Source organism: Glycomyces buryatensis (assembly GCF_004912275.1).
Lineage (GTDB): Bacteria > Actinomycetota > Actinomycetes > Mycobacteriales > Micromonosporaceae > Glycomyces > Glycomyces buryatensis.
The window spans coordinates 48902-75018 of the sequence record NZ_STGY01000047.1; the positions used below are offsets into that span (position 1 = coordinate 48902).

General features: G+C 66.9%; 23 protein-coding genes and 1 pseudogene. 17 read left to right on the plus strand and 7 right to left on the minus strand.

The window, feature by feature from the left end:
- The first annotated feature begins 533 nt into the window (after positions 1 to 533).
- Positions 534 to 1394, plus strand: a complete 861-nt coding sequence (locus tag FAB82_RS28380) for a Fic family protein (protein WP_211116568.1) — start codon at positions 534 to 536, stop codon at positions 1392 to 1394.
- Between the two features lie 60 nt (positions 1395 to 1454).
- Here FAB82_RS28380 and FAB82_RS12590 read toward each other — a convergent pair whose 3' ends face one another.
- Positions 1455 to 1865 carry an NUDIX domain-containing protein gene (locus FAB82_RS12590; RefSeq protein ID WP_136534914.1) on the minus strand — a complete coding sequence of 137 codons (411 nt, stop codon included), beginning with the start codon at positions 1863 to 1865 and terminating at the stop codon, positions 1455 to 1457.
- Positions 1866 to 2264: 399 nt separating this feature from the next.
- Here FAB82_RS12590 and FAB82_RS12600 point away from each other — a divergent pair, with 399 nt between their 5' ends.
- From FAB82_RS12600 to FAB82_RS12620, 5 genes are all read left to right on the plus strand, one after another.
- Positions 2265 to 2753 (plus strand): hypothetical protein, encoded by a 489-nt coding sequence (locus tag FAB82_RS12600; RefSeq protein ID WP_136534889.1) that lies wholly within the window; start codon positions 2265 to 2267, stop codon positions 2751 to 2753.
- A 203-nt stretch (positions 2754 to 2956) separates the two neighbouring features.
- Complete coding sequence (locus FAB82_RS12605) at positions 2957 to 4423, plus strand: replication initiator (RefSeq protein WP_211116569.1); 1467 nt, start codon at positions 2957 to 2959, stop codon at positions 4421 to 4423.
- Positions 4420 to 4674 (plus strand): helix-turn-helix transcriptional regulator, encoded by a 255-nt coding sequence (locus FAB82_RS12610; protein ID WP_136534890.1) that lies wholly within the window; start codon positions 4420 to 4422, stop codon positions 4672 to 4674. Before FAB82_RS12605 ends, FAB82_RS12610 begins: the two co-directional genes overlap by 4 nt.
- Positions 4671 to 6065 carry a tyrosine-type recombinase/integrase gene (locus FAB82_RS12615; RefSeq protein ID WP_136534891.1) on the plus strand — a complete coding sequence of 465 codons (1395 nt, stop codon included), beginning with the start codon at positions 4671 to 4673 and terminating at the stop codon, positions 6063 to 6065. The genes FAB82_RS12610 and FAB82_RS12615 overlap by 4 nt, the downstream gene beginning before the upstream one ends.
- A gap of 54 nt (positions 6066 to 6119) precedes the next feature.
- Positions 6120 to 7166 carry a hypothetical protein gene (locus FAB82_RS12620; RefSeq protein WP_136534892.1) on the plus strand — a complete coding sequence of 349 codons (1047 nt, stop codon included), beginning with the start codon at positions 6120 to 6122 and terminating at the stop codon, positions 7164 to 7166.
- Between the two features lie 331 nt (positions 7167 to 7497).
- Here the strand turns inward: FAB82_RS12620 and FAB82_RS12630 are convergent, their stop codons facing one another.
- Positions 7498 to 9333, minus strand: a complete 1836-nt coding sequence (locus FAB82_RS12630) for an alkyl/aryl-sulfatase (RefSeq protein WP_136534893.1) — start codon at positions 9331 to 9333, stop codon at positions 7498 to 7500.
- Positions 9334 to 9601: 268 nt separating this feature from the next.
- Here FAB82_RS12630 and FAB82_RS12635 point away from each other — a divergent pair.
- Positions 9602 to 10141, plus strand: a pseudogene (locus FAB82_RS12635) (ABC transporter permease); the annotation flags it as partial.
- Between the two features lie 104 nt (positions 10142 to 10245).
- On the opposite strand, the gene FAB82_RS12640 reads toward FAB82_RS12635, so the two are convergent.
- Positions 10246 to 11298, minus strand: a complete 1053-nt coding sequence (locus FAB82_RS12640) for an SGNH/GDSL hydrolase family protein (protein ID WP_168801574.1) — start codon at positions 11296 to 11298, stop codon at positions 10246 to 10248.
- Positions 11299 to 11595: 297 nt separating this feature from the next.
- Between FAB82_RS12640 and FAB82_RS12645 the strand changes: the two genes are divergently transcribed.
- The 9 genes from FAB82_RS12645 (at position 11596) to FAB82_RS12685 (ending at position 22200) form a co-directional block, all read left to right on the plus strand.
- A complete protein-coding gene (locus tag FAB82_RS12645; protein WP_136534896.1) occupies positions 11596 to 13590 on the plus strand; it encodes a DNA polymerase III subunit gamma and tau in 1995 nt (664 codons plus the stop codon).
- Between the two features lie 168 nt (positions 13591 to 13758).
- A complete protein-coding gene (locus tag FAB82_RS12650; protein WP_136534897.1) occupies positions 13759 to 15165 on the plus strand; it encodes a zinc ribbon domain-containing protein in 1407 nt (468 codons plus the stop codon).
- Between the two features lie 16 nt (positions 15166 to 15181).
- On the plus strand, positions 15182 to 15523 hold the full coding sequence (locus FAB82_RS12655) for a YbaB/EbfC family nucleoid-associated protein (RefSeq protein WP_136534898.1): 342 nt from the start codon (positions 15182 to 15184) through the stop codon (positions 15521 to 15523).
- A gap of 205 nt (positions 15524 to 15728) precedes the next feature.
- Positions 15729 to 16325 carry a recombination mediator RecR gene (gene recR, locus FAB82_RS12660; protein WP_136534899.1) on the plus strand — a complete coding sequence of 199 codons (597 nt, stop codon included), beginning with the start codon at positions 15729 to 15731 and terminating at the stop codon, positions 16323 to 16325.
- A 230-nt stretch (positions 16326 to 16555) separates the two neighbouring features.
- Positions 16556 to 18223, plus strand: a complete 1668-nt coding sequence (locus FAB82_RS12665) for an ABC transporter substrate-binding protein (RefSeq protein WP_136534900.1) — start codon at positions 16556 to 16558, stop codon at positions 18221 to 18223.
- Positions 18224 to 18246: 23 nt separating this feature from the next.
- Complete coding sequence (locus tag FAB82_RS12670; RefSeq protein WP_136534901.1) at positions 18247 to 19254, plus strand: ABC transporter permease; 1008 nt, start codon at positions 18247 to 18249, stop codon at positions 19252 to 19254.
- A complete protein-coding gene (locus FAB82_RS12675) occupies positions 19251 to 20213 on the plus strand; it encodes an ABC transporter permease (RefSeq protein WP_246039621.1) in 963 nt (320 codons plus the stop codon). The genes FAB82_RS12670 and FAB82_RS12675 overlap by 4 nt, the downstream gene beginning before the upstream one ends.
- On the plus strand, positions 20213 to 21187 hold the full coding sequence (locus FAB82_RS12680; RefSeq protein ID WP_136534902.1) for an ABC transporter ATP-binding protein: 975 nt from the start codon (positions 20213 to 20215) through the stop codon (positions 21185 to 21187). The genes FAB82_RS12675 and FAB82_RS12680 overlap by 1 nt, the downstream gene beginning before the upstream one ends.
- The gene (locus FAB82_RS12685) at positions 21184 to 22200 is read left to right on the plus strand and encodes an ABC transporter ATP-binding protein (RefSeq protein ID WP_246039623.1); all 1017 of its coding nucleotides are present in this window, start codon (positions 21184 to 21186) and stop codon (positions 22198 to 22200) included. The genes FAB82_RS12680 and FAB82_RS12685 overlap by 4 nt, the downstream gene beginning before the upstream one ends.
- Positions 22201 to 22224: 24 nt before the next feature.
- On the opposite strand, the gene FAB82_RS12690 is transcribed toward FAB82_RS12685, so the two are convergent.
- On the minus strand, positions 22225 to 22941 hold the full coding sequence (locus FAB82_RS12690; RefSeq protein ID WP_136534903.1) for a hypothetical protein: 717 nt from the start codon (positions 22939 to 22941) through the stop codon (positions 22225 to 22227).
- Positions 22942 to 22985: 44 nt separating this feature from the next.
- Here FAB82_RS12690 and FAB82_RS12695 point away from each other — a divergent pair, with 44 nt between their 5' ends.
- The gene (locus tag FAB82_RS12695) at positions 22986 to 23633 is read left to right on the plus strand and encodes a hypothetical protein (RefSeq protein ID WP_136534904.1); all 648 of its coding nucleotides are present in this window, start codon (positions 22986 to 22988) and stop codon (positions 23631 to 23633) included.
- Between the two features lie 140 nt (positions 23634 to 23773).
- Here FAB82_RS12695 and FAB82_RS12700 read toward each other — a convergent pair whose 3' ends face one another.
- From FAB82_RS12700 to FAB82_RS12710, 3 genes are read right to left on the minus strand one after another with little or no spacing between them, the layout of a single operon-like run.
- Complete coding sequence (locus FAB82_RS12700; RefSeq protein WP_136534905.1) at positions 23774 to 24646, minus strand: phosphotransferase; 873 nt, start codon at positions 24644 to 24646, stop codon at positions 23774 to 23776.
- Positions 24643 to 25182, minus strand: a complete 540-nt coding sequence (locus FAB82_RS12705; protein ID WP_136534906.1) for a DinB family protein — start codon at positions 25180 to 25182, stop codon at positions 24643 to 24645. Before FAB82_RS12705 ends, FAB82_RS12700 begins: the two co-directional genes overlap by 4 nt.
- 52 nt (positions 25183 to 25234) lie before the next feature.
- Positions 25235 to 25771 (minus strand): hypothetical protein, encoded by a 537-nt coding sequence (locus FAB82_RS12710; protein WP_136534907.1) that lies wholly within the window; start codon positions 25769 to 25771, stop codon positions 25235 to 25237.
- Between the last annotated feature and the right edge of the window lie 346 nt (positions 25772 to 26117).

Below are 26117 nucleotides of genomic sequence, written 5' to 3' on the forward strand. Positions count from 1 at the left end.
CCGGGTGGCTCGGGTGAGCCGCAACCGCTGGCACCTTCGCTCCGGCGTTGGCCTGAGCAAGGCGGCGCGGTGCCAGCGACAAGCGCGCGCAGCGCGCCTTGACCAAGTAGAGAAAGTTTGGACACAAGCCGGGTCCCTGGGGTCGGTAGAACAAGTGGGTAGAACAGGCCGGTGGATCAAGCCGGTAGAACACGTCGGTAGAAGTTGTTGAACGAGGGCTACTTTAAATCCAACACAACAACTTGAGCTAAGGTAAGGCCGAGTTGTTGTGTTGGGATTATCTGCGGGTAAGCACGACAACTTCAGCGGAACTTGTGAACCACGCTTCGGAAGGCAGCCTCAATCTCATGACACGCGGACGCCCCTCCAGGCAGACGGTCTACGACCGTCTCGAGGAAGCGATAACTGACCTCCGCACGAGACTGGGAGGTCTCCCAACGCCCGTTGAGGCAGAGGCGATTTGGGATGAGCTGTGGCACCAAGAGGCCCACCACTCCACGGCCCTCGAGGGCAACACACTGGTCCTCAACGAGGTGAAGAAGCTGCTCGAGGAGGGGCGCGCCGTTGGGTCCAAGGACCTGAGCGAGTACATGGAGGTCGTCGGCTACGGTGCCGCGGCCAAGTGGGTCTACGGCCAGGCATTGGAGCCAGGGGACTGGACCAACGGGGAGCTGCTGAGCATCCAGGAAGTTCGCAAGGTCCACTACGAGGTGATGACACCAGTCTGGAACGTGGCACCTCATCCTCAGGCGACTCCGAAGGAGACGCCCGGAAACTGGCGAGAGCACGACATCCAGCCTTTCCCTGAAGGGATGACCCCGCCACCGTTTCCCGAGGTCGGCCACCGAATGACCGATTGGGTGGAGGACGTCAAACAGCTCCGAGAGTCAGATGGAGTTCCATTCCCCGAACGTCTGGCCAAGGCGCACAACGACTTTGAGCAAATTCACCCGTTCCTCGACGGCAACGGTCGTACCGGCAGGCTGCTGCTCAATCTGCTCCTTGTGCGGCTCGGCTACCCGCCAGCGATCGTGTTCAAGAACGAGCGCAAGAAGTACCTCAATGCGATGCGCAAGGCGGACAAGGGCGACTGCGGACCCATGGGTGAACTCATCGCTCGAGCTGTCACAAACAATCTCTACCGCTTCGTCGTTCCTGCCGTGGCAGGGCCGTCTCGGCTGGTGCCGCTGGCTAGCCTGGCCGACGAGGATGCGGGCATCACCGTCACGGCACTTCGCGCAGCCGCCGAACGCGGACGACTTCGAGCGCAGAAAACCGATAGCGGGAACTGGCTGAGCTCGAAGAATTGGCTCGCTGACTACGAGAAGAACAAGCACAAGCGCACTATCAAGGTGAAGAAGCCGGACGACCCTATCCCTCAGCTACCCCTATAACGCAGGCGGACACAGAGAGGGCCCGCGACCGGTGGTCGCGGGCCCTTCGATGTCTGCGCTCTAGCCGAGTTCCCTTGCCAGGTGGACCATGACGGGCTCGAACAGGTTCGGAAGCAGCTCTTCCGCCTCTTCGAGCTTGACCCATCGAACCTCGGCGAGTTCCTCTTCGTCACCGACGTACACGTCGGTCTTGTCGACTGGCTTGCAGGCCAGGTAGATCATGGTGCGACCGGTCTTCGGGTGGACACGCCGGCCGATCTCGCGCTCGGCTCCGATTACATCGAGGCCGGTCTCTTCCTTGACCTCGCGCACCGCGGCAAGCGTGGCCGACTCTCCAGGTTCGATCTCGCCTGCGATGAAGGTCCACGGCGGCTTGCCGTCGTTCCGCTTCCCGATCAGGACACCAAGTTCGCTGGTCACGATCGCAGCTACAACCGGCTGCGGCTCGGGAGCGGTGGCTTCATCCGGCATGTGGTCTCCTTCGTCGGGGAATCCGAGCTGGCGACGCAGAAGGTCGAGGTCCCACCGAGCCTGACCTCCTGGAGTCACCCAGCTCGGAGTCACGCGGCCGGACTTCTGCCAACGCCAGAGGGTTGATGGGTCCACGTCAAGCTCACGAGCCGCCTGGCTCGTGGGGACTAGTTTCCGTGGACCTGCCATAGCCGCAAGTATTGCATACTCACTCAACTCTTGCACCTCCTGAATTCCTCGCGCCCAAACTCTTGCATCCATGGAATCTGTGCTGATACCATGAATGCAAGAGTTGAACGAGATTCAAGCTTAGCAAGGTTTACCGCTCGTTCCCTGGACACGAAAAAGCCCCGACGGGCTGCCACCCGTCGAGGCGAACTCCGATGAAGGAGCTTGTACATGCACACCCAGGTTAGCACCCGCGTCGCCGAGCCGACCGAGTTCGTTTCGCCCCTCCACCGCGAAGAGATGCAGCGGGACCGCCTGGCGCGGGATGTCCGCAACGCCGCCGCGCCGATCAAGAACACGGACCGCGCCGTCTCGGTGCTGACCGGTCGCGAGAGCGCCGCGCCGATGTTCGCCGTGGGGCTCCTAGCCGAAGAGCAGGGCCTGTCTTACAACTTCATGACCGCAGAGTTGAAGGGCCTCTTGCGGGTGGCGCTGTACCTGTCGGACTGCAAGGTCGCCGAGCTGCGCGCCGCCGAGGACCCCGAGACGATCACGGCCCTGGCCGCTGCGACGGTCGAGCGCTGCGGCATCGACTTCCTCAAGACCCTCGCCAACCAGGACCCCGAGGACCGCGACGTCTTCCCCAAGACCGGGCGCATGCTCGCCGCCGTTGACGCCGCCTACCGCTGGCAGTGGGAAGCCCTGCTGCCCCGCAAGTAATCCCGAGCCGTGCCGGTACGCCACACCTGGTGTGCCGGTACGGCTTTCGCTCGTACTGGTCCGGCATGACCGATCCGAGCCCGATCACAACCGCATACGAAACAAGGGGCCTCGCCCGGCATGGCTTGGCCCCTCGAAAAGCAGAATGTTGAGGTTCCATGGTAGCACGCGATACCGCGCGGCAACGGCCCACAAGGGAGTCGTTGTCCACCTTCAAGTCCAGCAAGGCCTACTGCGACTGGCGCAGCCGCGTCCAAGCGGTCGGCGGCTGCGCCCGACCGGTCAAGCTCCTGCGCCGCGAGACCACCCGGACGACCCTGCCGCACAGCGGCCTCCAGGTGCGGACCACGGCCGAGGACCGGTCGGTGTGGGTCCGTTGCGGCACCCGCCGCGCCGCCGCTTGCCCGTCCTGCTCGGCTCGGTACGAGCAAGATGCGTTCCACCTCGTGCGGGCCGGACTGGTCGGCGATGAGCCCAAGGGCGTCCCGGCCACTGTCGCGGACCGGCCCACCGTGTTCGTGACGCTCACCGCGCCCTCGTTCGGGCCGGTCCACTCCCGACCCGGCCACCGGCCGTGCGCCTGCCGGGCCTGGCACCGCGAGGCCGACCCCAGGCTCGGCTCGCCGGTCGACCCGGATACCTACGACTACGAGACAGCGGTGCTGTGGAACAACCACGCCGGGGCCCTGTGGGCCGACTTCACCCGCCGCCTGCGCCGCACCCTGGCCCATGCCGGCGGTTTGACGATCCGCGAGTCGACCGAGGTCATGAAGGTGTCCTACGCCAAGGTCGCCGAGTACCAGCGGCGCGGGCAAGTCCACTTCCACGCCGCCGTCCGCATCGACGGTCCGACCGGGCCCGGCTCCCGGCCCCCGGCCTGGGCGACGGTGGCCGTCCTGACTGAGGCGGTCCGGGCCGCCGCGACCGCGACCGAGGTCGACGCGCAGCGGGCCGACCGGTCCGGCCTGATCCTGCGGTGGGGCGGGCAGCTCGACGTCCAGACCATCGCCACCGGTCCGGCCGACCGGTCCGGGCCCGACCCGTCTGCGGAAACCGCACAAGCCGACCGATCCGGTTCTGCGGAAACCGCAGGCGGGTCTGCGGGTGCCGTGACCAGCGGCGGTCCAGGCACGGTCCAGGCGGTCAGTCCAGGCTCGGTCCAGGCGGGCCGGGTCGCCTCCTACATCGCGAAGTACGCCACCAAGTCGACCGGCGTCACTGACGGCATCGACCAGGCCGTCACGAGCGAAGCGGACATCGCCGCGTCCGGCGCGAGCCCGCACGCGCAAGCGATGATGCGCACCGCGCTGCACCTCGCCGAGTCCCCGCACCTGGCGGACCTCCGGCTCGACCGGTGGGCGCACATGCTCGGGTACCGCGGGCACTTCCTCACCAAGTCGCGGGCGTTCTCCACCACCTTCGCGGCCCTGCGCGGCACCCGCGCCGCCTGGCAGATCGCGCAGCACCAGCTCGACATGGGCGGGCCGGATGTCCTGGTGGACGTCGACTGGTCCGTGATCGGGTTCGGCTACCGGACCGCCGAAGAGCACCACGTCGCTGCCCAGATCGCCGAGTCGATCGCCACCCGCGCCAAGGATCGCCGTACCGGTGCCCAAGGCCGCCAACCACTCTCAACCACATCTCAACACACGAGCGGAGCCGCAGCATGACGCACCCAACCTCCCGAGACATCGCCGCACGCCGCCGGAATGCGCGCCAGGCGAACTACCGCTCCCGGCTACTCGGCGTCGCCGAGATGCTCGACATCCTCGGAGTCTCCCGCTCGACCTGGCAGGAGTGGCGCGCCTACGGCAAGACCCCGCGCTGCTACAAGCTCCCGAACGGCCGGGTGGTCTGCCGTGAAGACGAGTTCGACCGCTGGTTGGAAAGCCTGCTCGACAACACGGAGGTGTATGCGTGAACGCCACCAGCTACGAGGTCGTCCTCTACAAGATCCGCGACCGGGGCGAAGCCAGGCCCAAGCGCTACAACTGTCGTTGGCGGGTCGCGCCCAACCCCAAGGCATTCAGCCGGTCGTACGTCACCAAGAGCCAGGCTAAGGCGTTCAACGGAGACCTGCAAGCGGCGATGAACCGCGGGGAGGCGTTCGACCTCGTCAAGGGCCTGCCGCTGTCGATGCTCCGCGCGGAGGAAGCCAGGACCGAGCCGACCTGGCTCGACCTCGCGACCTCCTACGCACTGTTCGCGTGGGGCCGCAACCGCGGAAACAGCCGGTCCGGCACCGCGTCGATGCTCATCGACATCACCGTCGCCTTCCTGCCTGAGATGCCCGCACAGCGGCGCAATCAGGTGCGTCTAGCGCTGCGCCACTGGGCATTCAAGAAGACCGACGCCGAGCCGGACGCGGACACGGCGGCGCTGCTCGCATGGATCCAGGATCGCTGCCCGAAGATCAGCGCGGCGGTCGAGCCTGCCCGGCTCCGGTCCGTCCTCGATCGCCTCACGCTCAAGCTCGACGGGAAACCGGCGTCGGCGGCCACCTTCGCCAAGCGCAAGGTGATCCTGCACGCCGCGCTTGAGTACGCGATCACCGAAGAGCTGTTGACGCACAACCCGCTCGACGCGTCCACACTGCGGTGGGAGACACCCAAGAAACTCAAGGTCGTCAAGGTGGTCAAGCCCCAGCAGATCGGCAACACGCAGCAGGTGGAGCACCTGCTGACGGCCGTGAGCTACGTCGGCGCCGGTCAGGGCCCACGCTTCGTCGCGTTCTTCGCTTGCATGTATCACGCGATGATGAGGCCGGAGGAAGTCGTTGCCCTCCAACGCGATCAGTGCGAACTACCCGAACAGGGCTGGGGACGCCTGGTCTTGGAGGCCGCCGAGCCGGACGTCGGCGCGGACTGGACGGACTCTGGTGAGCGTCACGAGCGCCAGGAGCTCAAACACCGCGGCGTTGGCGAGACCCGGCCCGTCCCGATCCCGCCGCGCCTGGTCGGTCTGCTCCGCGAGCACATCCGGCGCTTCGGCGTCGGCGCGGACGGGAAGCTGTTCCGCACCCTCAACGGCAACCCGATCCAGAGTTCCACCTACCGGCATGTGCTGCTCGCCGCTCGCGATCTCGCCTACGGGCCCGTCGAGCGGGGAAGCCTGCGCCTGCGGAAGGCGTACGACCTCCGGCACTCCGGAATTGTGCTGAGGCTCTATGCCGGCATCCCGCCCAAGCAGGTCGCGATGTGGGCCGGGCACAGCGTGCAGGTGCTCCACCAGAAGTACGACAACGTCCTGGAGGGCTACGACGCGCACTGGCACCAGAAGATCGACGCGGCACTGAATTCCGAACCAGCCTGAACTCAGTGCAGTCTAAAACCCGGAGGATCGCAGTTCGTGCCTATGATGCTAGGCATGGCAAACGAAGTTGACGAGGATAGCCAGGAGGGATTTCATCCCTTCTGGTTCTCCATCGCGCTGGCCGTAGGACTCATCGTACTGGGTGCGGCTTTTGTGATTCCTTCCAATTGGTACAAGCCCGCGGTCTTCGAAAACCTTGCGGTGGGTGTCGGCACTTCCCTGACGCTAGTCGGGGTCCTGAACTTCTTCTCACAAAAGATCAGCAGGAAGGTCGTGGGGGCCGCCAACATTGCCGCAAAGACGGTGGAAGACCGGGTCGAAGAACGTTTCGGTAAACAACTTTCGAATCTACAAGAGCGAATGAATCAAAGGGATCAAGAGCGGGCGGACGAGCAAGACGAAATAATCAACGCGATCGAACAGGAGGCGACGGCTCAGAGTGTCGCCCGCGCCCTACATTTGGCGAATAGGGAGAGGGCCATCCATGATGGACGTATTATAGTACCTGCGGGTCCGGGCCCACGACATAGTCGATTGGAGTTTGCCTGGGGGGCAACGGAAGCTCCGGCGCAGCACGCTGGCAGTGCTCATCGTGAACCCCTCTGGAATCGACCCAAGTTGTTGGTGGGGGTTGACGGGGACTTTGTTGAATGGGATGAAGGCATATCCGATGTTGATGCGGCTGACAATCTAAAACAAAAATTGATTCAGCAAGATAAATGGGATGGACGGCTGGAATGGAATGAGGCGTTCCAGAATCTTCCGAAGGCTCTTAAGGTAGCCCTGAGGGCAAGGCAGAAAAGTATGGGGGCACTGGAGTTGGAAGGAAGGATGAGGGAGCAGTTCAACGAGTACATCTTCTTTACGACGAAGGGCTTTGAAGCTCCACAGGAACACGTTGTGTTCGAGCGAGGATTTTTCGGGAACCAACCCTTTCCAATGAGACCCAACGGGAAGCACCGGGAACGCTTGGCTGCACGTCCTGAGTTCCTCGAGGCGGAGGATTGGAAGTACATCCTTGAAGTCCTGCCAGAACGCCTACCAAAGGGCCCAAGGTGGATCCCCTGGGGTGCTGATGACGCGCACGACTTTCCCTGGTGATGTGACCTGTCGCTGCTGAGCTGCGCGAGAACGCGGCTGCCAGCCAACGGCCTCATGGACCAGCCGTGGACCAGCGCCACGGCTGGTCCACGTTTTCGCAGCTAGGACCGGTCAACCTTGGATTGTCTCGTAATGAATAGGTCGACGGTTCGATTCCGTCAGGCGGCTCCAAAGCCAAAGACCCCGGTCACCCGGGGTCTTTTTCATTGCCGTGAGGACGCGCCGGCGCCGACTGCCCCGCCTGCCCGGGGACCGGGGGATCCGGCCTTCCGCGCGTTCCTGCGAGAGTCTTGTTCCACGGCTGTGCCACACACGAGGCCCGCCGGCCGTTTCAAGGCGTGACGATGGCGAAGTTCTTGTCGCCCGGGTCGAGCACGCCCGCGAGTGCCTTGAGCACGGACGTGTCGCCGCCGATCGTGACGCCCGCCGCCGCGAGGTGCTTCGGGTCGAGGCCGCCGAGAGCGATCGCGGGCAGTCCGCGCCGCGGGGCCGTGATCGTCGCGTCAGGCTCGCCCGACTGCTTCGCCGACGAGTAGGTCAGCACGCCGTTGGCGAGGCGGAGCCGGTAGCGCTCGCCGGTGTCGGTGACTTCGATGTCGATCGCGATCCGGAGGTCCCAGGCCTTGGGTCCGTTGATCTGGATGGCGAGCGCGTCGAAGAACATCGTCGGGGTGAGCGCCCCGATGACGTCGTTCGCCGACGACTCGGTCGGCGTGCCGAACTGGCCGTCGCGCAGCTCGGTCGCGCCCGAGAGGTAGAAGTCGCGCCAGGTCCCGTTCTCGGCGAAGTAGCCGAGCTGCTCGTAGGTGTCGGCCAGGAGCACGCGCGCCTCGGCGTGGTCGGGCTCGGCGAAGACGACATGGTTCACGACCTCGGCGACCCACCGGTAGTCGCCCGCCGCGAAGGACTCGCGGGCCTTGGCGACCACGACGTCCGATCCGCCCATGAACTCGACGTACCGCTTGGCCCGCTCGACCGGCGGGTGCTGCCACAGATTCGACGGATTGCCGTCGAACCAGCCCAGGTAGCGCTGGTAGATCGCCTTGACGTTGTGGCTCACCGAGCCGTAGTAGCCGCGGGTGCACCAGGCCTTCTCGAGCGCCGGCGGCAGCTCGATGGCCTCGGCGATCTCGGGGCCGGTGAGTCCCTGATTGAGCATCCGCAGGGTCTGGTCGTGCACGTAGGCGTACAGGTCCCGTTGCAGCGACAGGAACTCCACCACCCGGTCCGCGCCCCAGGTCGGCCAGTGGTGCGAGGCGAAGACGACCTCGGCCGTGCCGCCGAACAGGTCGATCGACTCGGTCAGGTACTGGGACCAGCCGTGCGGGTCGCGCACGACCGCGCCGCGCAGGGTCAGCAGGTTGTGGAACGTGTGGGTCGCGTCCTCGGAACTGCACAGCGCCTTGTAGCCAGGGAAGTAGATGAGCATCTCGGAGGGCGCCTCGGTGTTCGGCGCCATCTGGAAGACCATGTGGACCCCGTCCACGGTCGCCTCTTGACCGGTGGTGGTGATCTCGTCGGTCGGAGCGATGAGCGTGACCTCGCCGGTGGAGATGGTCTGGCCCAACCCCGCGCCGACCTGGCCGTGCGGGCCGCGGGCGAGGGCCGCGCCGTACATGTAGGCGGCGCGGCGGCTCATCGCGGTGCCCGCGTAGACGTTCTCGGAGACGGCGTGCTCCATGAACCCTTCGGGGGCGAAGATCCGGACCTGCCCGGCGTCGACCTCCTCCTGGGTGGTGAAGCCCTTGACGCCGCCGAAGTGGTCGGCGTGCGAGTGCGTGTAGATGATCGCCTTCACCGGCCGCTGCCCGCGGTGCTCGCGGTACAGCGCCAGCGCGGCCGCGCCGGTCTCCTTCGAGAGCAGCGTGTCGATGACGACGACGCCCTCGTCGCCCTCGATGAACGTGGTGTTCGAGAGGTCGAAGCCGCGGACCTGGTAGATCCCGGGGACCACCTCGAACAGCCCCTGGATCGCATTGAGCCGCGACTGCCGCCACAGGCTCGGGTTCACCGAGTCGGGGGCGTCGCCGTCGAGGAAGTCGTAGGTGTCGTTGTCCCACAGGACGTTACCGTCGGTGCCGGTGACGGCGTTCGGTTCACGACGGGCGATGAGGCCCCGCGTCGCATCCTCGAAGTCCTGCGTGTCGTCGAACGGCAGGTGCTCCAGGAAAGGTGCGGTGCCAGCTCGTGGTGGTCGCTGTCGCGGGTTTGGGTTTCGTGGTCATGGGCGCCATGCTTCCACCGCGTCACGACTCGCGCACGCGAAACGATCATCGGTTCGCCCCGCCGGGCGATGAGGCCGAGGCGAGCCGCCGCCGCTCGCCGATCTCGTAGGCCTCGTGCACGGATTCGAGCAGCGCGCCGCTGTCGCCGACGACCGAGTCGCCGAGTCGCTTTCCCGGGCCGCCGATGTCGAGGCGACGCCGCAGATCGGCGGGCACGCGACCACCGTGTACACCCGCTCCGAAGAGACCCACGTGGAATCGGTGGCCTTGGTCCTGGCGGCGACGGCCGACCCCAGTGCGCCCGACGAGATCTCGGTGTCCCGGCCCTCGGACGCGCTGGCCGCCCAGAACGCTGTGGACACGGCGTTCACCGGGATGCTGCTCGGCCTCGGCGCGGTCGCGCTGCTGGTCGGCGGGGTCGGGGTGGCGAACACGATGGTCATATCGGTGCTGGAGCGGCGCAGCGAGATCGGTCTGCGCAGGTCGCTCGGGGCGACTCGGGGACAGATCCGTTCGCAGTTCCTGACCGAGTCGCTGCTGCTGTCGGCGCTCGGCGGGATCGGCGGGCTGCTCATCGGGACCGCGGTGACGGCGGTGTACGCGGCGTCGCGCGAGTGGCCCGCGGTGGTGCCGGCGTGGGTCTCGGGCGGCGGGCTGGCGGCCACATTGCTTATCGGTGCCCTAGCTGGACTCTATCCGGCGATCCGGGCGTCGCGCCTGTCGCCGACGGAAGCCCTTTCGTCCTCGTAGGCAAGGGAAGAGGCGCCCGCACCGGACTCGGTGCGGGCGCTCTACATCCAGAACGCGCGGGCCCGGTCCTTTCGGACCGGGCCCGCGACCTCATCGAGCGATCGCTACAGGTATTCCTGGAGTACCGGGGTCAGGAGACCTGCGATCTTTTCGTGTCCGGCGTCGGTCGGGTGGACGTTGTCGTGCGTGTCCGTGGCCGGGTCGACCCAGCCGGCGGTGTCGACGAAGTGGACGTTCGCGTCGCCCGCGTCATTGCGGACCTGCACGGCCGACTGCGTCTCGGCCACATAGCGGTTGCGGAAGACGCCCATCGCGAAGATCTGCGCGTCCGGGTAGGCCTCGCGCACCCGCTCCAGCATCACGATGTAGTTCTCGTAGAACTGCTCGGTCGAGACGCCGTGGCCGATGTCGTTGGTGCCCAAGTTGATCACCACGGCCGTGGCCTGGTAGGTGGAGAAGTCCCAGTCGTCGGAGTCGACCCACGTCGAAGAGCGGCGGAACCAGTCCATCATGCCGTAGCAGTCCTGGCTGACCAGGCAGGCGCCGCCCTGGGCGACCTGTGCGTGCCCCGCGCCGAGCTCCTCGGCGACGAGCCACGGGTAGGCGGTGAAGGGGCGGTCCCCGTTCGGCTGCCCGACGGTGATCGAGTCGCCGATGAACTCGATGAAGCCCTCGGGACGCTCGATCTCGGTCGTGGCGGACCCGCTGGCGACGATGAAGCCGCCGAACGCCGGGTCGCCGTTGTAGGAGCCGGCCTTCTCTCGGAAGCCGATGCGGACGGTGTGGTCGCCGCCGGACAGGCCGGTGGCGATGGAGACGTCACCGGAGACGGCCCGCAGCCACTGCTCGGGAGCGCCGTCGATCGAGTAGTACATGTCGATCGTGCCGCGCAGGTGGACGCCGATGGAGGAGCCGGTGAAGCCGGACTCGACGTAGCTGCCGGCCCAGCCCATGGTGCGCCAGTCGCCGTCGGCGGCCCAGCGTCCGTAGTACTGGAGGTTGGGGTCGTCGACCTGGGTGGCGGTGACCTCGTCCGCTTCGGCGGCATTGGCGGAGACGGTGCTGAATGCGGTGAGGCCGCCGGTGACGCAGGCCGCCGCCAGTGCGGCGGCGAGCCACCGCCTGAGGCGATGGCGGTGGGGTGTGAGGGTATCCAACATACTCTCCTTTTGAAATATATGGATATGTAGACCTTGGATAGGATACCGCTTACATGTGAGCGTTACCACCCCTGATTTCCGGAAATTGCCCGATTTCTGCACCCGTAGCCGGTGCCGATACGTCGCGTTACGATCCCGGTGGCGGCGCCTTTCGGGTCCGGGCTTCCGCGGCGGCCGCGCCGTGGGTATGCCCAGGTGTGCCCCCGGCACCAACACCTGTGGTCGAACCGGCGAATGTCGGACCGGGCCCGTATCGTGGCTGTAGCCAGAGCTCTCGGTTAGCAGGAGGAAGACGTGGCACTCGCGCTGTATCGCAAATACCGGCCGCAGACCTTCGCCGAAGTCGTCGGCCAGGAACACGTCACCGAACCGCTCATCAACGCCATCCGGGCCGGCCGCCTCAACCACGCCTACCTGTTCTCCGGCCCGCGCGGCTGCGGCAAGACCTCCTCGGCCCGCATTCTGGCCCGCTCCCTCAACTGCGCCCAGGGGCCCACGCCGGAGCCGTGCGGCGAGTGCAATTCGTGCCGGGCCCTGGCGGCCGACGGCCACGGCTCGGTCGATGTCATCGAGATCGACGCGGCCAGCCACGGTGGCGTGGACGATGCCCGTGAGCTGCGCGAACGTGCCGTCTTCGCGCCGGTGGACTCGCGCTACAAGATCTACATCATCGACGAAGCCCACATGGTGACCGCCGCTGGTTTCAATGCGCTGCTGAAGCTGGTCGAGGAGCCGCCGGACTACGTCCTGTTCATCTTCGCGACGACTGAGCCGGACAAGGTCCTGCCGACGATCCGCTCGCGCACCCACCACTACCCGTTCCGGCTCATCGCCCCGCCGAAGATGCGCGAGCTGTGCCAGCGGTTGTGCGAAGAGGAAGGTGCGAACGTCGCCGACGATGTCTTCCCGCTGGTCGTCCGCTCCGGCGGCGGCTCGGCGCGCGACACGCTCTCGGTGCTCGACCAGCTCATCGCCGGTTCGGGCGACGCGGGAGTCACGTATGAGCGGGCGGCCGCGCTGCTGGGCGTCACCGACGCGGGCCTGCTGGACGAGATGTGCGAGGCGTTCGCCGCCGCCGACGGCGCGGCCGTCATGGAGGTCGTCGAGCGGGTCGCCGAAGGCGGGCTGGACCCGCGGCGGTACGCCGGTGACCTGCTTGAGCGCCTGCGGGACCTCATCATCCTGAACCAGGTCCCGGACGCCGGATCGAGCGGTCTGATCGACGCCCCCGCCGACCAGCTCTCGAAGATGACCAGCCAGGCCACTCGGATGGGGACCTCGACGCTGACGCGGATGGCCGAGGTCGTCGCGGCCGGACTGGCGGGCATGCGCGGGGCGACCGCACCGCGGCTGCTGCTGGAGCTGGCCTGCGTGCGGGCGATCCTGCCCGGCTCCGACGAGTCGATGGCGGGGCTGCTGCAACGCCTCGAGACCCTGGAGCAGCGCGGCGTGAGCGCGATGTCCGCCCCCGCGCGGCCCGCCGCCGCAGCCCCAGCCCCAGCCCCGGTCCGAGCGGCGGAGCCGCCGGCCGTGACCAGGCCCGCGGCCCCGGCGGCCGAGACGTCCGCCGCGCAACCGGTGAGCGCACCGGAACCGGCGTCCGAGACCGCCACCGCACCCGAAGCCGCAGGGCCGCAGCCCGAGTCCGCGAACGAAACGCCGTCTGCCGCTGCGGCACCGGCCGCGGACGACGGCTGGGACACCGCGACAGCGACCGAACCCGCCGCGCCTGAGCCCGCTCCAGCTCCCACCCCCGCGCCCGAACCGGTCGGGGCCGGTGGCGGCGCGAACGCGGCCTCCATTCGGCGGCAATGGGACCGGATCATGATGGCGGTGAAGGACCGGAAGCGGACCACGGCGGCGCTGCTGTCGGACGCCACCGTCGCCGACGCCACCGACAAGGAAGTGGTGCTCGTCTTCAAGCACGCCTTCCATGCCGAGAACCTCCAGAAGGAACCCGCGTACGGCATCGTGGTGGAGGTCTTCAACGAGGTGCTGGGCGGGAGCTGGAAGATCCGCTGCGAGGTGGGTGAGGCCGCGAATCTCCCAAAAGCGGGACCGCCCCCGACGACGGGGGCGCCTTCTAGCCGGGGGGCGGTGGCCGATCGCAGACCTGACGTAGCCGTTCCCGCGGCCAGGCAGGCCGCCGAGCACTTCGAGGAGCCGCCGCCGGCGGACTACGACGAGCCGTCCCCGGACGACCCGGTCGCCCCGGGCGGCTTCGGCACCAGCGAGGAGCAGGCCGTGAAGATGCTCTCGAGCGCGTTCGGCGCCAAGCAGATCCGGTAGTAGCCGGAAATGGCGGAGGCCGAACCCTCATCGACCGAGTGCGAGTGTCGGTGCTGGGGGATACGCTGGTTGCAGGTCAAAGAAGCCTGAATCGATGGCAGGGAATGAGGAGCAGCGGCCAGTGGTTGATTTCATATTCGGTTCTGGCCGTGGAGCAGGGGGCACCGAGTGAAGGTCACCCGCATTGCTTATTCCGACTGCATCAACCAGAGCAAATATATGCATCTTTCCACTCAAGCGCTCAGGCTTGGGGCGGTCCGCGCTCGAGTGTGGCGCGAATTTGGCTCGATCCGAGGAGTCGGGATGCGCGACCGGCACGTCCGTGACCGGTGGATGAAGGACGGTACCGCCGCGACCTTCGGTGTGCTGGCCAACGCCTGGAAAGAGACCGTTCGGGACGCGATGGCCGACATCGCATCAACCCGTGAAGGTGCGAAGCTCAAGGCCCGTAAAGCCATCCACCGGCATACCAGAGACGAAGCCGTGCGCAAACGTCTCTATATCGCCCTGAAATACGACCGGTGGCCCGCCGATCCGTATCTGCGGCGCGTGATGCGCCGCTACATGGGGAGAGGTCGCTCCCGGGTGTCGAACCAGATCATCGTCCGCGCCGACAACTACAAGACCTTCACGCTTTCCGACAGCGGCAACGTGTGGCTCGCCGTACCCGGTTTGGAACGCCATAAGACTGTAAAGATCCCCTTGAATACGACTGTTGCGCCCACGGGGACACTCAGGTTGATTCTGCGGTCAGGCCGAATCGAGGTGCATTATGCGATCGATGCCGCAGCGATGAAGTCTTCGAAGAGGCCGTGCGGGGATGCGACGATCGGGGTCGACAAGGGCTACACCGAGATCCTGACCGACTCCGACGGGCATCGCCACGGCGCCGGGTTCGGTCGGCTTCTGGCCGCCGAGTCCGATCATCTCAAGCTTAAGAACGCTCGTCGCGCAATGATCCGTGCCGTTGCTGACAGCGCCCGCGAGTCCGGGGACATCGCCAAGGCCGAACGGATCGCGCGAAACAACCTCGGCACTGCCAAACGCGATCGGCGTAGAATCCGATTCCGGCAGCAGGTGCGCACTGAGACCTTCGGCGCCGTGCACGCCGTGATTGATAAGGCGAACCAGCTGGTCGCCGAAGACCTCACCCGCGCCTTCGTCTCGCGGAAGCGTATGGGGAAGAACACCAACCGCCGCCTCGCAGCGTGGACCAAGGGAGTCACAGCCGAGGCGCTTGAGAACGTGTCGGAGCGCAGAGGTTCTGTGCTAACCCTGGTCAATGCGGCCTACACCTCGCAAGTCGCCCCCTGCTGCGGCGCCCTCGGGCGCCGTTCGGGGGACCGGCTTGACTGCACTCGATGCGGGGCAGTGTGGGATGCGGACCATGCGGGCGCGATCAACGTCCTGAACAGGAACGCCGACCCCGACATCGGCCTGTGGACTCCGCACCTGCGGGTGAAGCAGATCCTTCAGGAACGCGATCGACAACGGACCAGACTGCCGGTCCAGGACCCCAGCGCTAAGGTGCGGGGAGCGAACTATCCGATCCGGGCAACAACATCCAAGAAATAGGAAGCGGTGATGTGACATGTTCCCAGGTGGCGCAGACATGCAGAACCTGCTCAAGCAGGCCCAGCAGATGCAGGCCGATTACATGGCGCTGCAACAGGAGCTGACCGAGACCGAGGTGACCGCTTCCGCCGGGGGCGGCCTGGTGACCGCGACGGTCACCGGCGACGGTGAGCTCAAGGGCGTCAAGATCGACCCGAAGGCGGTCGACCCCGAGGACGTCGAAACCCTCGAGGACCTGGTGCTCGCGGCGGTCCAGGCGGCTGTGGCGGACTCCAAGCGCATGGCCGCCGAGAAGATGGGCCCGCTGGGCGACGCCCTGGGCGGCATGGGCGGAGGCCTCGGCCTCCCCGGGATGTAAACCGGCCCTACACAAACGCTTCGGCCGCACCGGAATCGGTGGCGCCGAGGCGCTACGAGACCCGCGTTCCCGAGCGAGGCTCGGCCCGCGGGTTCGCAAGTACCACTCGGTTCGCGCGTTCGCGAGTGCCGACCGGTGCGCCGTCGCACGGCACGCCGGAGGTTTGGTATATCCTATAGGATTCACAGCAGGGGGAAGAAGAGTCGTGTACGACGGGGCTTTGGGCGATCTCATCGAAGAACTCGGGCAGTTGCCGGGCATCGGCCCGAAGAGCGCCCAGCGGCTCGCCTTCCACCTGCTCTCCACTGAGAGCGCCGAGGTGGAGCGGCTGATCTCGGCGCTGGAGCGGGTGAAGGCGCAGGTGAAGTTCTGCGAGACGTGCGGGAACGTCACCGAGGCCGAGGAGTGTGCGATCTGCCGCGATCCCCGCCGCAGCGAGGAGCTCATCTGCGTGGTCGAGGAGCCCAAGGACGTCCTCGCGGTCGAGCGGACGGGCGAGTTCCGCGGCCGCTACCACGTGCTCGGCGGCGCGATTAATCCGCTGGAGGGCATCGGCCCGGACGACCTGCGCATCCGCTCCCTCATGACGCGACTCCAAAAGGGAGAGACGAAGGAGCTCATCCTCGCCACCGATCCGAACACGGAGGGTGAGGCCACCGCCACCTACCTGGCGATGCTGGTGAAGCCCATGGGGTTCAAGGTGACCCGGCTGGCCAGCGGCCTCCCCGTCGGCGGCGACCTCGAATACGCCGACGAGGTCACCCTCGGCAGGGCCTTCTCGGGCCGCCGCGACATCGACTGAGCGGCCTCGGAACTCGTTCACCCGATCCCGTCGGTCGCATCGCTCCTACCTGCAAAAAGCGGTGATTCGTCTTGCGCTGCAACACCTGCCACTTCTGTCGCAGGATGCCAGGTTGGTAACGATCTCCTCCGAAACGGTCACGGTTGCGTAACGCTTAACCGTGGCGTAACTCACGCGGTCTTAACATGTGGGTACCTCCGAATACCCAACGACCGACGGGTGAACATTTCATGCGCACGTCTCGAACATCCCCGACCCGACGCGCCATAGGCGCAGCGGCGAGCGCGGCAATCGCGCTGGGCCTCATCGCCGCATGCTCCAGTGAACGAGGCGGTGAGGACCTCAACGAGACCAAGCCGTTCATCTTCGGCAGCCCCGGCGACCCCGCGTCGATGGACCCGGTCTTCGCCTCCGACGGCGAGACCTTCCGCGTCACCCGCCAGGTCTTCGACACGCTCCTTGACCACGACGGCACCGAGATCGTCCCCGGACTGGCCGAGACCTGGGAGCAGAACCCCGAGGGCACCGAGTGGACCTTCAACCTGCGTGAGGGCGTGACCTTCCACGACGGGACCGAGCTCAATGCCGAGGCCGTCTGCCAGAACTTCGACCGCTGGCACAACTTCACCGGCGGCTACCAGTCCCCGAACTACACGTACTACTACTCCAGCTTCTTCGGCGGCTTCGCCGAGAACGACCCCGAAATGGGCATCGAGGCCGAGTCGATCTACGCCGGCTGCGAGGCCGACGGACTCACCGCCACCATCAGCCTCACCGAGTACACCGCGAACTTCCCCGGCGCGTTCACCATGGCCACCACCGGTATCGTCAGCCCGGCCTCGCTGGAGCAGATCACCGACGACGAGGTCGTCACCGCCGACGACCCGCTCCCGCAGTACACCCAGGAGGCGGGCGTCCTCGCCGGCACCGGCCCCTACGAACTGACCGAATGGGACCACGGCGCGCAGTCGGTCACCCTGGAGCGCTACGACGACTTCTGGGGCGAGACCGCCAACGTCAAGACCCTCATCTTCAACACCATCTCCGATGAGAACGCCCGCCGCCAAGCCCTCGAGGCCGGCGACATCCAGGGCTACGACCTGGTCGCCCCCGCCGACGTGCAGCCCCTGCTCGACGCCGGATTCCAGGTACCCGAGCGCGACGTGTTCAACATCCTCTACATGGCTTACCAGCAGCAGACCGCTCCGCTGGACGACCACGACGTCCGCGCGGCGCTCTCCCACGCGATCGACCGCCAGCGCATCGTCGACTCAGTGCTCCCGCCGGGCGGCGAGGTCGCCTCGCAGTTCATCCCGCCGACCATCGACGGCTGGTCCGAGGAAGTGACCACCTACGACTACGACCCGGAACTGGCGACGCAGATGCTGGCCGACGCCGGCCAGGAGGACCTGTCCATCGAGGTCTGCTACCCGACCGACGTCACCCGGCCCTACATGCCGGCGCCGAAGGACATCTTCGACATCATCGCCGCCGACCTGGAAGCGGTCGGCGTGACCGTCGAGGCCACCCCGATCAGCTGGGTCGACTACATCCCGGCCACGCGCAGCGGCGACTGCCCGATGTACCTGCTGGGCTGGACCGGCGACTTCACCGACGCCTACAACTTCCTCGGCACCTGGTTCTCCACCGAGACCACCGAGTGGGGCTTCGACGAGCCGGAGATCTTCGACGGACTCGCCGCGGCCGCCGCCGAACCGGACCCCGAGGTCCGCACCCAGATGTGGGCGGACCTGAACGTCACGATCATGGATCAGCTGCCTGGCCTGCCGATCTCCAGCTCGCCGCCGTCGATCGCGTTCGCCGCGAACGTGGAACCGATGGAGGTCTCGCCGCTCACCCAGGAGGACTTCTCCGAGCTGTCATTCGCCTCCGAGTAGCACGACCGAGTAGTTAGCCGAATATGCTGCGTTACACCGTTAAACGCCTCCTGCAGCTGGCGGTGGCGTTGTTGGGACTCTCACTGCTGCTGTTCGCGTGGTTCAAGGCCCTGCCGGGCGGACCCGAGAACCGCATGCTCCCCGACAACGCCACCGACCAGCAGCGGGAGGCGCTGCGGCAGGCACTGGGCCTGGACGAACCGATCTGGTCCCAATACGGCGAGTTCCTGTCCCGCATGGTCCACCTCGACTTCGGCACGTCGCTGTCGAGCGGGCGGCCCATCGGGACAGAGCTGGCCGAACGCCTGCCCGCCACCATCGAACTGTCGATGTGGGCCATCGTCATCGCCGTCGGCATCGGCATCCCGCTGGGTTACCTGGCCGCGCGCCGCCGCGGCACATGGCTCGACTTCGGCGCCGTCGCCGGCTCCCTCGTCGGCATCTGCATCCCGGTGTTCTTCCTGGCGGCGATGCTAAAGGTCGTGTTCGCGCAGGAGCTGGGCTGGCTGCCGACCACGTTCCGGCTCTCGCCGGGCCTGACCTACACCGAGATCACCGGTCTGCGGGTGCTCGACGGGCTCCTCACCGGCGAGTTCGACGTGGTGTGGGACGCGGCGCGGCACTTGATGCTGCCCGCGATCGCGCTGGCCTCGATCCCGCTCGCCGTCATCGTCCGCATTACCCGTGCCAGCGTGCTCGAGGTGGTGGGCGAGGACTACGTGCGCACCGCTGATGCCAAGGGCCTCAAGCAGACCACGATCCGAGGCCGCCACATCATGAAGAACGCCATGCTCCCTATCGTCACGGTCATCGGTCTGCTGCTGGGCAGTCTGTTCGCGGGCGCGGTGCTCACCGAGAGCGTGTTCGCGTTCGGCGGCATCGGCTCGTTCGTCTACCAGGCCACCACTGAACGCGACTATCCGGCGCTGATGGGCTTCATCCTGGTCATCGCCGTGTCCTATGTGGTGTTGAACTTGATCGTGGACCTGTCGTACGGCTTCCTCGACCCGAGAGTGAGGGTGCGCAAGTGACGATCGCAAAGATCGAGCGCCTCGACCGCCTGATCGAGGCCAGCGTCACCGCCCGCGATGCGGAGTCCGGTTCCCTGTGGCGCCAGTCGCTGCGGCGGATGCGGCGCTCCCCGATGGCCATCTGCGGCGCGGTCATCGTCGGACTGTTCTTCATCGTCGCGCTCCTGGGTCCGTGGATCGCGCCGTACGGTCCGACCGAGCAGACCTGGGGCGGGGAGGTCTTCCTCAACCAGAACATCTTCCCCGGCCCTCGGGCCGAGAACTGGTTCGGGCTCGACCACCTGGGCCGGGACATGTTCTCCCGCATGGTTGTCGGGGCCCGCCAGACGATGCTCGTCGGCGTGGTCGCGACGCTGATCGGTTTCGCCGCCGGCGCCGTCGTCGGCGGTTTCGCGGCGGCGGCGGGCACCTTCGGCGGGCGCTGGGGCGAGCGCTTGGAGGCGGTCATCATGCGGGCCGTCGACGTGGCGCTGTCGATCCCGATGCTGCTGCTGGCGCTCAGCGTCGCGGCGCTGCTGGGCCCGAGCCTGACGACGGTCATGATCGCCGTCGGTGTCGCGCAGATCCCGATCTTCGCGCGGATGCTGCGCGGCTCGATGCTCGCGCAGGCGCACTCGGACTACGTCCTGGCGGCGATCTCCATGGGCGTGCCCAAGGCCCGCATCGTGGTCTCGCACATCCTGCCGAACTCGCTGGGTCCGGTCATCGTGCAGGCGACGCTGGTGCTCGCCACGGCCATCATCGAGGCCGCGGCGCTGTCCTACCTGGGGCTGGGCAACCCTGACCCGGGCACGCCCGAATGGGGGACCATGCTCGCCGACGCGCAGCGGTTCCTCTCGGGCGCTCCGCAACTGGCGATCTACCCCGCCGTCGGGATCATTATCACCGCGCTCGGCTTCACCCTCCTGGGCGAGGCCATGCGCGAATCGCTGGACCCGAGGCTGAGGAGGCAGCAGTAATGGCATTGCTCGAAGTCGAGGACCTGCGCATCGCGTTCGGCTCCTCCACCGTCGTCGACGGCGTCTCCTTCCACGTGGACGAGAGCCAGGTGGTGAGCCTGGTCGGCGAGTCCGGTTGCGGCAAGTCCGTGACGAGCCTGGCGATCATGGGCCTGCTGCCGAAGCTGCGCAAATCGGGGCGCGGGGGAGGAGCGGCCGTGTCCGGCCGGGCCGTCTTCGACGGCGTCGACCTGTTCGGCCTGAGCGCCGACCAGATGCGCAGGCGTCGGGGCGCGGACCTGGCGATGGTCTTCCAGGACCCGCTCTCCAGCCTCAACCCGGTCGTGCCGATCGGCCGCCAGATCACGGAGGTGCTCGAACGCCACCGGGGCCTGCGCGGCGAGGCGGCGCGGAAGGAGGCCGAGAACCTGCTCGACCGCGTCGGCATCCCCGACCCGCGGCGGCGCCTCGGCGAGTACCCGCACCAGCTGTCGGGCGGGATGCGCCAGCGGGTGCTCATCGCGATCGCGGTCGCCTGCGCCCCAAGGCTGCTGATCGCCGACGAGCCGACCACGGCGCTCGACGTCACGATCCAGGCCCAGATCCTCGAACTGCTCAAGGACCTGGTCGACGCCGAGGGCACGGCGCTGCTGATGATCACCCACGACCTCGGTGTGGTAGCCGGCATGTGCAACGTGGTGAACGTCCTCTACTCGGGGCGCGTCGTCGAATCGTCCTCGGCCTCACGGCTCTTCGCCGAGCCGACCCACCCGTACACGGTGGGCCTGCTGGGCTCGATTCCCCGCCTGGACCTGCCGATCCACGAACCGCTCAAGCCGATCCGCGGTTCGATCGCCGACGTCATCCGCTGGGGCGACGGCTGCGCGTTCGCGCCCCGGTGCGACCTCGTCGGCGCCGAATGCGTCGCGGGCGAGCCGATGCTCAAGGGCGAGGCGCACGCCCACCGCTGCGTCAAGGCCGAGGAGATCGCATGAGCGACAACATGACCGAGGATCTCACCGCAGACACTGCCACGGCGCCGCTGCTCGCCATCGAGGATCTGGAGGTCCACTTCCCGATCCGGCGCGGCATCGCCATCGAGCGGACGGTGGGCCACGTGCGGGCCGTCGACGGGGTGAGCCTGAGTATCGGCGCCGGCGACACGTACGGCCTCGTCGGCGAGTCCGGCTGCGGCAAGACGACGCTCGGACGCGCGGTCCTGCGCATCGAAGAGCCCACCGCGGGCAAGATCCGCCTGGGCGACGTCGAAGTGACGAGCCTGCGATCGGAGCCGTTGCGGCGCTTCAGGTCCAAGATGCAGATGGTTTTCCAGGATCCGCTGGGCTCCCTGAACCCCAGGCACAATGTCGAGATGCTGCTGGCCGAACCGCTCAAGGTCCACGGTGTCGGCTCCAAGACCGAGCGGAACAAACTGGCGACGGAGACCCTGGACGCGGTGGGCCTGCCGAGCTCGGTGCTCGACCGCTACCCGCACGAATTCTCCGGCGGCCAGCGCCAACGCCTCGGCATCGCGCGGGCGCTGATGCTGCGCCCGGACCTGATCGTGTGCGACGAGCCGGTGAGCGCCCTGGACGTGTCGATTCAGGCGCAGGTCATGAACCTGCTGGACGAGCTCCAGGACGAATTCGGGCTGACCTACCTGGTCATCGCCCACGACCTGGCGGTGGTGCGGCACCTGTCCGACCAGGTCGGGGTCATGTACCTCGGCAAGCTCGTGGAGGAGGCCGACTCGGAGGCCATCTACGAGCACCCGAGGCACCCGTACACGAAGGCGCTGCTTTCGGCGGTGCCCCAACCGGATCCGGAGATCGAGGCGAACCGGGAGCGCATCATCCTGAAGGGCGATCTCCCAAGCCCGGCGAACCCGCCCTCGGGCTGCCGCTTCAGGACCAGATGTCCATGGGCGCAGGACATCTGCGCCGAGGAGGAACCGGTCTGGAGGGAAGCGGCGACGGGCCACAAGGTGGCGTGCCACTTCGACCTTTAGGTCGAACAGAGGGTAGAGCGACCTTTAGTAATGGTTTCGCCGCGACCTGCCGGACTGCGGCTCGATGACGCGCGAGACACCATGGCGGCGTTCGTCAACCACTTCAATGTGAGGGGCGAACGCCGCGACGGCGTCCGCCACCGATCGCGCACCGCGCGGGTGGAACTCGACGCTGCGGGACAGCAGCATGTGGCCCAGGCGAACCGGTGAACCGTCCTTGCGGTGATCGGCGCTCGTGCGCTGCTTCTCGGTCGGTTCCTTGGCCGTAATGGCGTAGTAGTCGATGGTCTTCTCCAGGCCCAACTGCGTGCGCCAACCCGGGATGAAGAACAGCAGCTTCTCGCGTCGATGCCACAGCACCAACCGCTTCACCTCGTCCCAGGGGGCCTCCGCGGCGGGCGTGTCCTCGCGAATCCTCAGGCTGCGAATCCCCTCGGGATACAACCGGACCCCGTCCGGACCGAACCGTCCGGCCGCTGGCCCGCGCAGCAGGTGATACGCCTTGGTCGCTACCCAGGCGAACGTGAGAAACAGGAGGGCCGCGAGCGGAATGACCGCGACAGTCTCACCCTCGAAGCCGTTCGCGTCCCGGTACTCCACGGTCTCGTCGGAGGAGTCGATGAGTATCCACGGCGTCGCCACCACTCCGGCTGCGGCGGCGGCGAACCACAGCAGGTCGCCGAGCCGCACCCGGTCGGCGACGACGATCTCCGAGGACTTGCCCGGTAGGGGCTTAGGCATGGGCGGTCCAATGCGGTTCGAGGTCCGTAAGAGAGAATAAGTGTATGGCTGAGCAGCAATGGATCGTCATCGGAAGCCGCTCGTTGCAGGTCCTGGTCACGGACCCGAACGCGCCCACCGGGATCGACGACGCCGTCGCCCGCTTCGACGCGACACTGGCAGGCTGGCCGGGCCCCGTCCCGGGCTGGTACGAGACGTTCGAGCGGCGTGGCGTGTGGCTGTACCCGATCATGATCGTCATGGCCGCCGTCGTCCTGTACGGCCTCCCTGATCTCGACATCTGGCTGGTGATCCTGCTCGGCACATCGATCGGACTCATCGTCGCCACCATCGCGCTGTTCCTGGGCGCCTACATCGCCAAGCTCGCCTCTCGCCGCGCCGCCCGGGGCCGGAACGACCGGTACCTCGAAGCGTATGTGCGCCAGTCCGATCTGCTGACGCTCCAACAGGTCGCCTCGATCAGGAAGTACGGTCTGGTCGGCGACATCGAACTGAACCGCCTCGCCTGGCGCGTCTCCGACCTGGAGGACCCGGACGGCGACGCCGCCGTGGACGAGCTCCACGCCCTCTGGAAAGAGGCCGACCCCGAATCGGCCGAGGCCTTCGAAGCCGACGCGGCGGAGGCAGAACGGGACCGGATCGCCCAAGAAGCCACCGAACCCCCAAGCGGTGCCCCAGGTTCACCCCGCTGACCAGAGACGACTATCGATCGCGAGGTCTATGGCCGTGCAACGCATTTCGAGATGCGGGCCGCGGGCTGGGGCATGTTCAACCTCACCGCCGACGTCTACCGTGAACAGGGACCACTGAGGCTGGAGCGCTACAGCAACTTCTAGGCGTCCGCGCACCCTGCCCATGGAGCGGGGCGGGCATTGGAAGCCGGTCCGGACGGTGGGTCGTCTCCCAGGGCTTGGTCGAACACGTCGCGGTGCATGGAGACGAAGGCGAGTTCGCGCCTGCTCCAGGCGATCCGCTCGGCGATCTGGTCGGGCGCAGCGGGGGCGGTGTGCGGTTTGGTCTGGAACTCCGCCCAGAAACGCACGTTGCGGGCCTGACGTTCGAGGACGCAGTCGATCAGGGCCAGGCGCTCGGCCGTCTCCAGTCCATACGCGTCGGCGATGAGCCGGGTCTGCTCCGCCTGGCGGGGGAGCGGGAGGGACTGCTTCGAAGAGATCGACCAGGTCCAGGCCAGGTACCCGACGTCTTCGAGGCGGCTGCCGGGAGCGGCCTCGGCGAAATCGATGAAGGCGGTGGGGGCGTCGTTTTGGAAGACGACATTGTTCGGGCCGGGATCGTGGTGGCACACGACGTCGAGGCGCCCGGCGAGGGCGCTGCCACGGGTCGCGTCGTGCATCGATCGCAGTAGGGAAGCCGCGGACTGAACTTGTTCGTCGGACCAGGATTGGAATTTCGCGGGGATGTCCCCGGGAATGAAGGAAAGGACGTCCGCCCCGTCGACCCGCCCGAGATACCTTGGTGCGCCGCCGAAGTGTTGCCGTTCGAGGAGCCGTAGCAGTGCGGCCATGAAATCCGAGGAAGCGGAGACGGGCCGGCGCACGGTGTCGCCGACGCGGGTGATTCCGGCGGCCATGCGTCCTCCGGTGAGCGGCACGGCATCAGCAGCGGTCGCGTGGTCACCGGTCAGATCTGCGGCATCGTTGGCGGCCCCGGACTGCGAGGCGTGAGTCTCGCGCCGGGAACTCATTGGCCGACGGCGCCGTCGATCTGTTCTCGCAGCAGGTCCGCGTGGCCATTGTGGCGGGCGTACTCCTCCAGCAGGTGCATCAGCACCCAGCGCAGGGAGATCGGGCCTTCCCCGGGCTCGTGCCCGGTGGTGTCCAGGTCCGGCGTCGACGCGATGAACCGGTCCGCGAAGGCGACCTCGGCGCGCCACGCGTCCCAAGCCTGTGCGACCAGGCTGGGATCGGCCGCCACCCCGTTGAATCCGCCGTCCGGATCCGACGGCGTCTCGAACAGCGGCGGCGCTTCCGTTCCGGACATAACCCGGCGGAACCAGAAGCGCTCGGCGTCGGCCAGATGACGCATGAGCCCCAGCAATGACAGGGCGGAGGTTCCAACCGGGCGGTGCGCGAGCTGCTCGGCGTCGAGCCCGCTGCACTTCAATTCCAGGGTTTGGCGTTGCCACCGTAGGAATGCCGTCAGCGTGGTGTGTTCATCGGCGAGTGGAGGCCGTGCCGTCCTGGGATCGCGGGCACGGTCGACGAATGTCTTGATCGGCATGCCGCCACCCTATGGCACTCCTCCGACATTTCCCGGCCTTGAACTCCGGCCGCTACGGGGCGGGTGCAGGCGCCGGGCGGAGGATCCGCCCGCCGAGCGCAGAGGAGACGAGCAACGCAACGCCGGCGAGCACGGCGGCCCAAGCGGCGGCCTGCGCGGCGACCGTAAGTGTGAGTGCGCCGCCGATCACGGCGGTCCCGACGAGGGTCCAGCCGAGTGGCGTGAAGATCGGTGCGTTGAACGCCTTGGCGAACGGCAGGAAGTGCACGCCGACCACCAGCACCACCCAGCAGACCGTGAGATCGGGTTGGTCGATGACGTTATTGATCACCATTGCGCCGACCGGGATGCTCAAGACCTCGGCGATGACACAGATCCAGTAGACCCGCATGGCTTTGGACGTAGGCGGTTCCGCCGCAGATTGGTAGCCCCGGGTTCGGATCTGGGTGTACCAGACCACGAACGCGAATCCAGCAATGCCGATGCAGCGCAACGTAAGTGCGATCGCTCCAGGCAGCTCGCCGGCGTTCACCAGGATGAAGACCAGTCCGCCGATGGCGCCGATCAGGGATCCGATTTTCGCATTCACACTCGAATTAGAGCACGTACGTTCGATTACGGTGGCTCCGGCGGATGCCGCAAGGGCTAAGAGGCACAGACAAAGTCGGAGTGCGCAGACCAACCCGCGTGTGCACTGCCGCAGCCGGAATCCGGGCCCCGCTACAACGTGGTCACCAGGGCGACGTTCATCCGGTGCTCGAAGCGCTGCGCTCAGGTGCCATATAGGGCGCCGATAGCGGTGCATCCACAAAAATCGGGGTTATCCACAGGGATATCTCGACTTGGCCAGAGTTATCCACAGGCTAGAAATTTTTCTTGGAGGGCCTGTGGAGACCATGATGTGCTTGTGTTTTTGACTCCTCTATGTCTGTCAA

Coding starts and splice junctions, on each gene's coding strand:
- FAB82_RS12590 (WP_136534914.1), bottom strand. CDS start 1,865: ATGCCGGATGAAGCCACCGCTCCCGAGCCGCAGCCGGTTGTAGCTGCG.
- FAB82_RS12600 (WP_136534889.1), top strand. CDS start 2,265: ATGCACACCCAGGTTAGCACCCGCGTCGCCGAGCCGACCGAGTTCGTT.
- FAB82_RS12610 (WP_136534890.1), top strand. CDS start 4,420: ATGACGCACCCAACCTCCCGAGACATCGCCGCACGCCGCCGGAATGCG.
- FAB82_RS12620 (WP_136534892.1), top strand. CDS start 6,120: ATGGCAAACGAAGTTGACGAGGATAGCCAGGAGGGATTTCATCCCTTC.
- FAB82_RS12655 (WP_136534898.1), top strand. CDS start 15,182: ATGTTCCCAGGTGGCGCAGACATGCAGAACCTGCTCAAGCAGGCCCAG.
- FAB82_RS12665 (WP_136534900.1), top strand. CDS start 16,556: ATGCGCACGTCTCGAACATCCCCGACCCGACGCGCCATAGGCGCAGCG.
- FAB82_RS12670 (WP_136534901.1), top strand. CDS start 18,247: ATGCTGCGTTACACCGTTAAACGCCTCCTGCAGCTGGCGGTGGCGTTG.
- FAB82_RS12680 (WP_136534902.1), top strand. CDS start 20,213: ATGGCATTGCTCGAAGTCGAGGACCTGCGCATCGCGTTCGGCTCCTCC.
- FAB82_RS12685 (WP_246039623.1), top strand. CDS start 21,184: ATGAGCGACAACATGACCGAGGATCTCACCGCAGACACTGCCACGGCG.
- FAB82_RS12690 (WP_136534903.1), bottom strand. CDS start 22,941: ATGCCTAAGCCCCTACCGGGCAAGTCCTCGGAGATCGTCGTCGCCGAC.
- FAB82_RS12695 (WP_136534904.1), top strand. CDS start 22,986: ATGGCTGAGCAGCAATGGATCGTCATCGGAAGCCGCTCGTTGCAGGTC.
- FAB82_RS12700 (WP_136534905.1), bottom strand. CDS start 24,646: ATGAGTTCCCGGCGCGAGACTCACGCCTCGCAGTCCGGGGCCGCCAAC.
- FAB82_RS12705 (WP_136534906.1), bottom strand. CDS start 25,182: ATGCCGATCAAGACATTCGTCGACCGTGCCCGCGATCCCAGGACGGCA.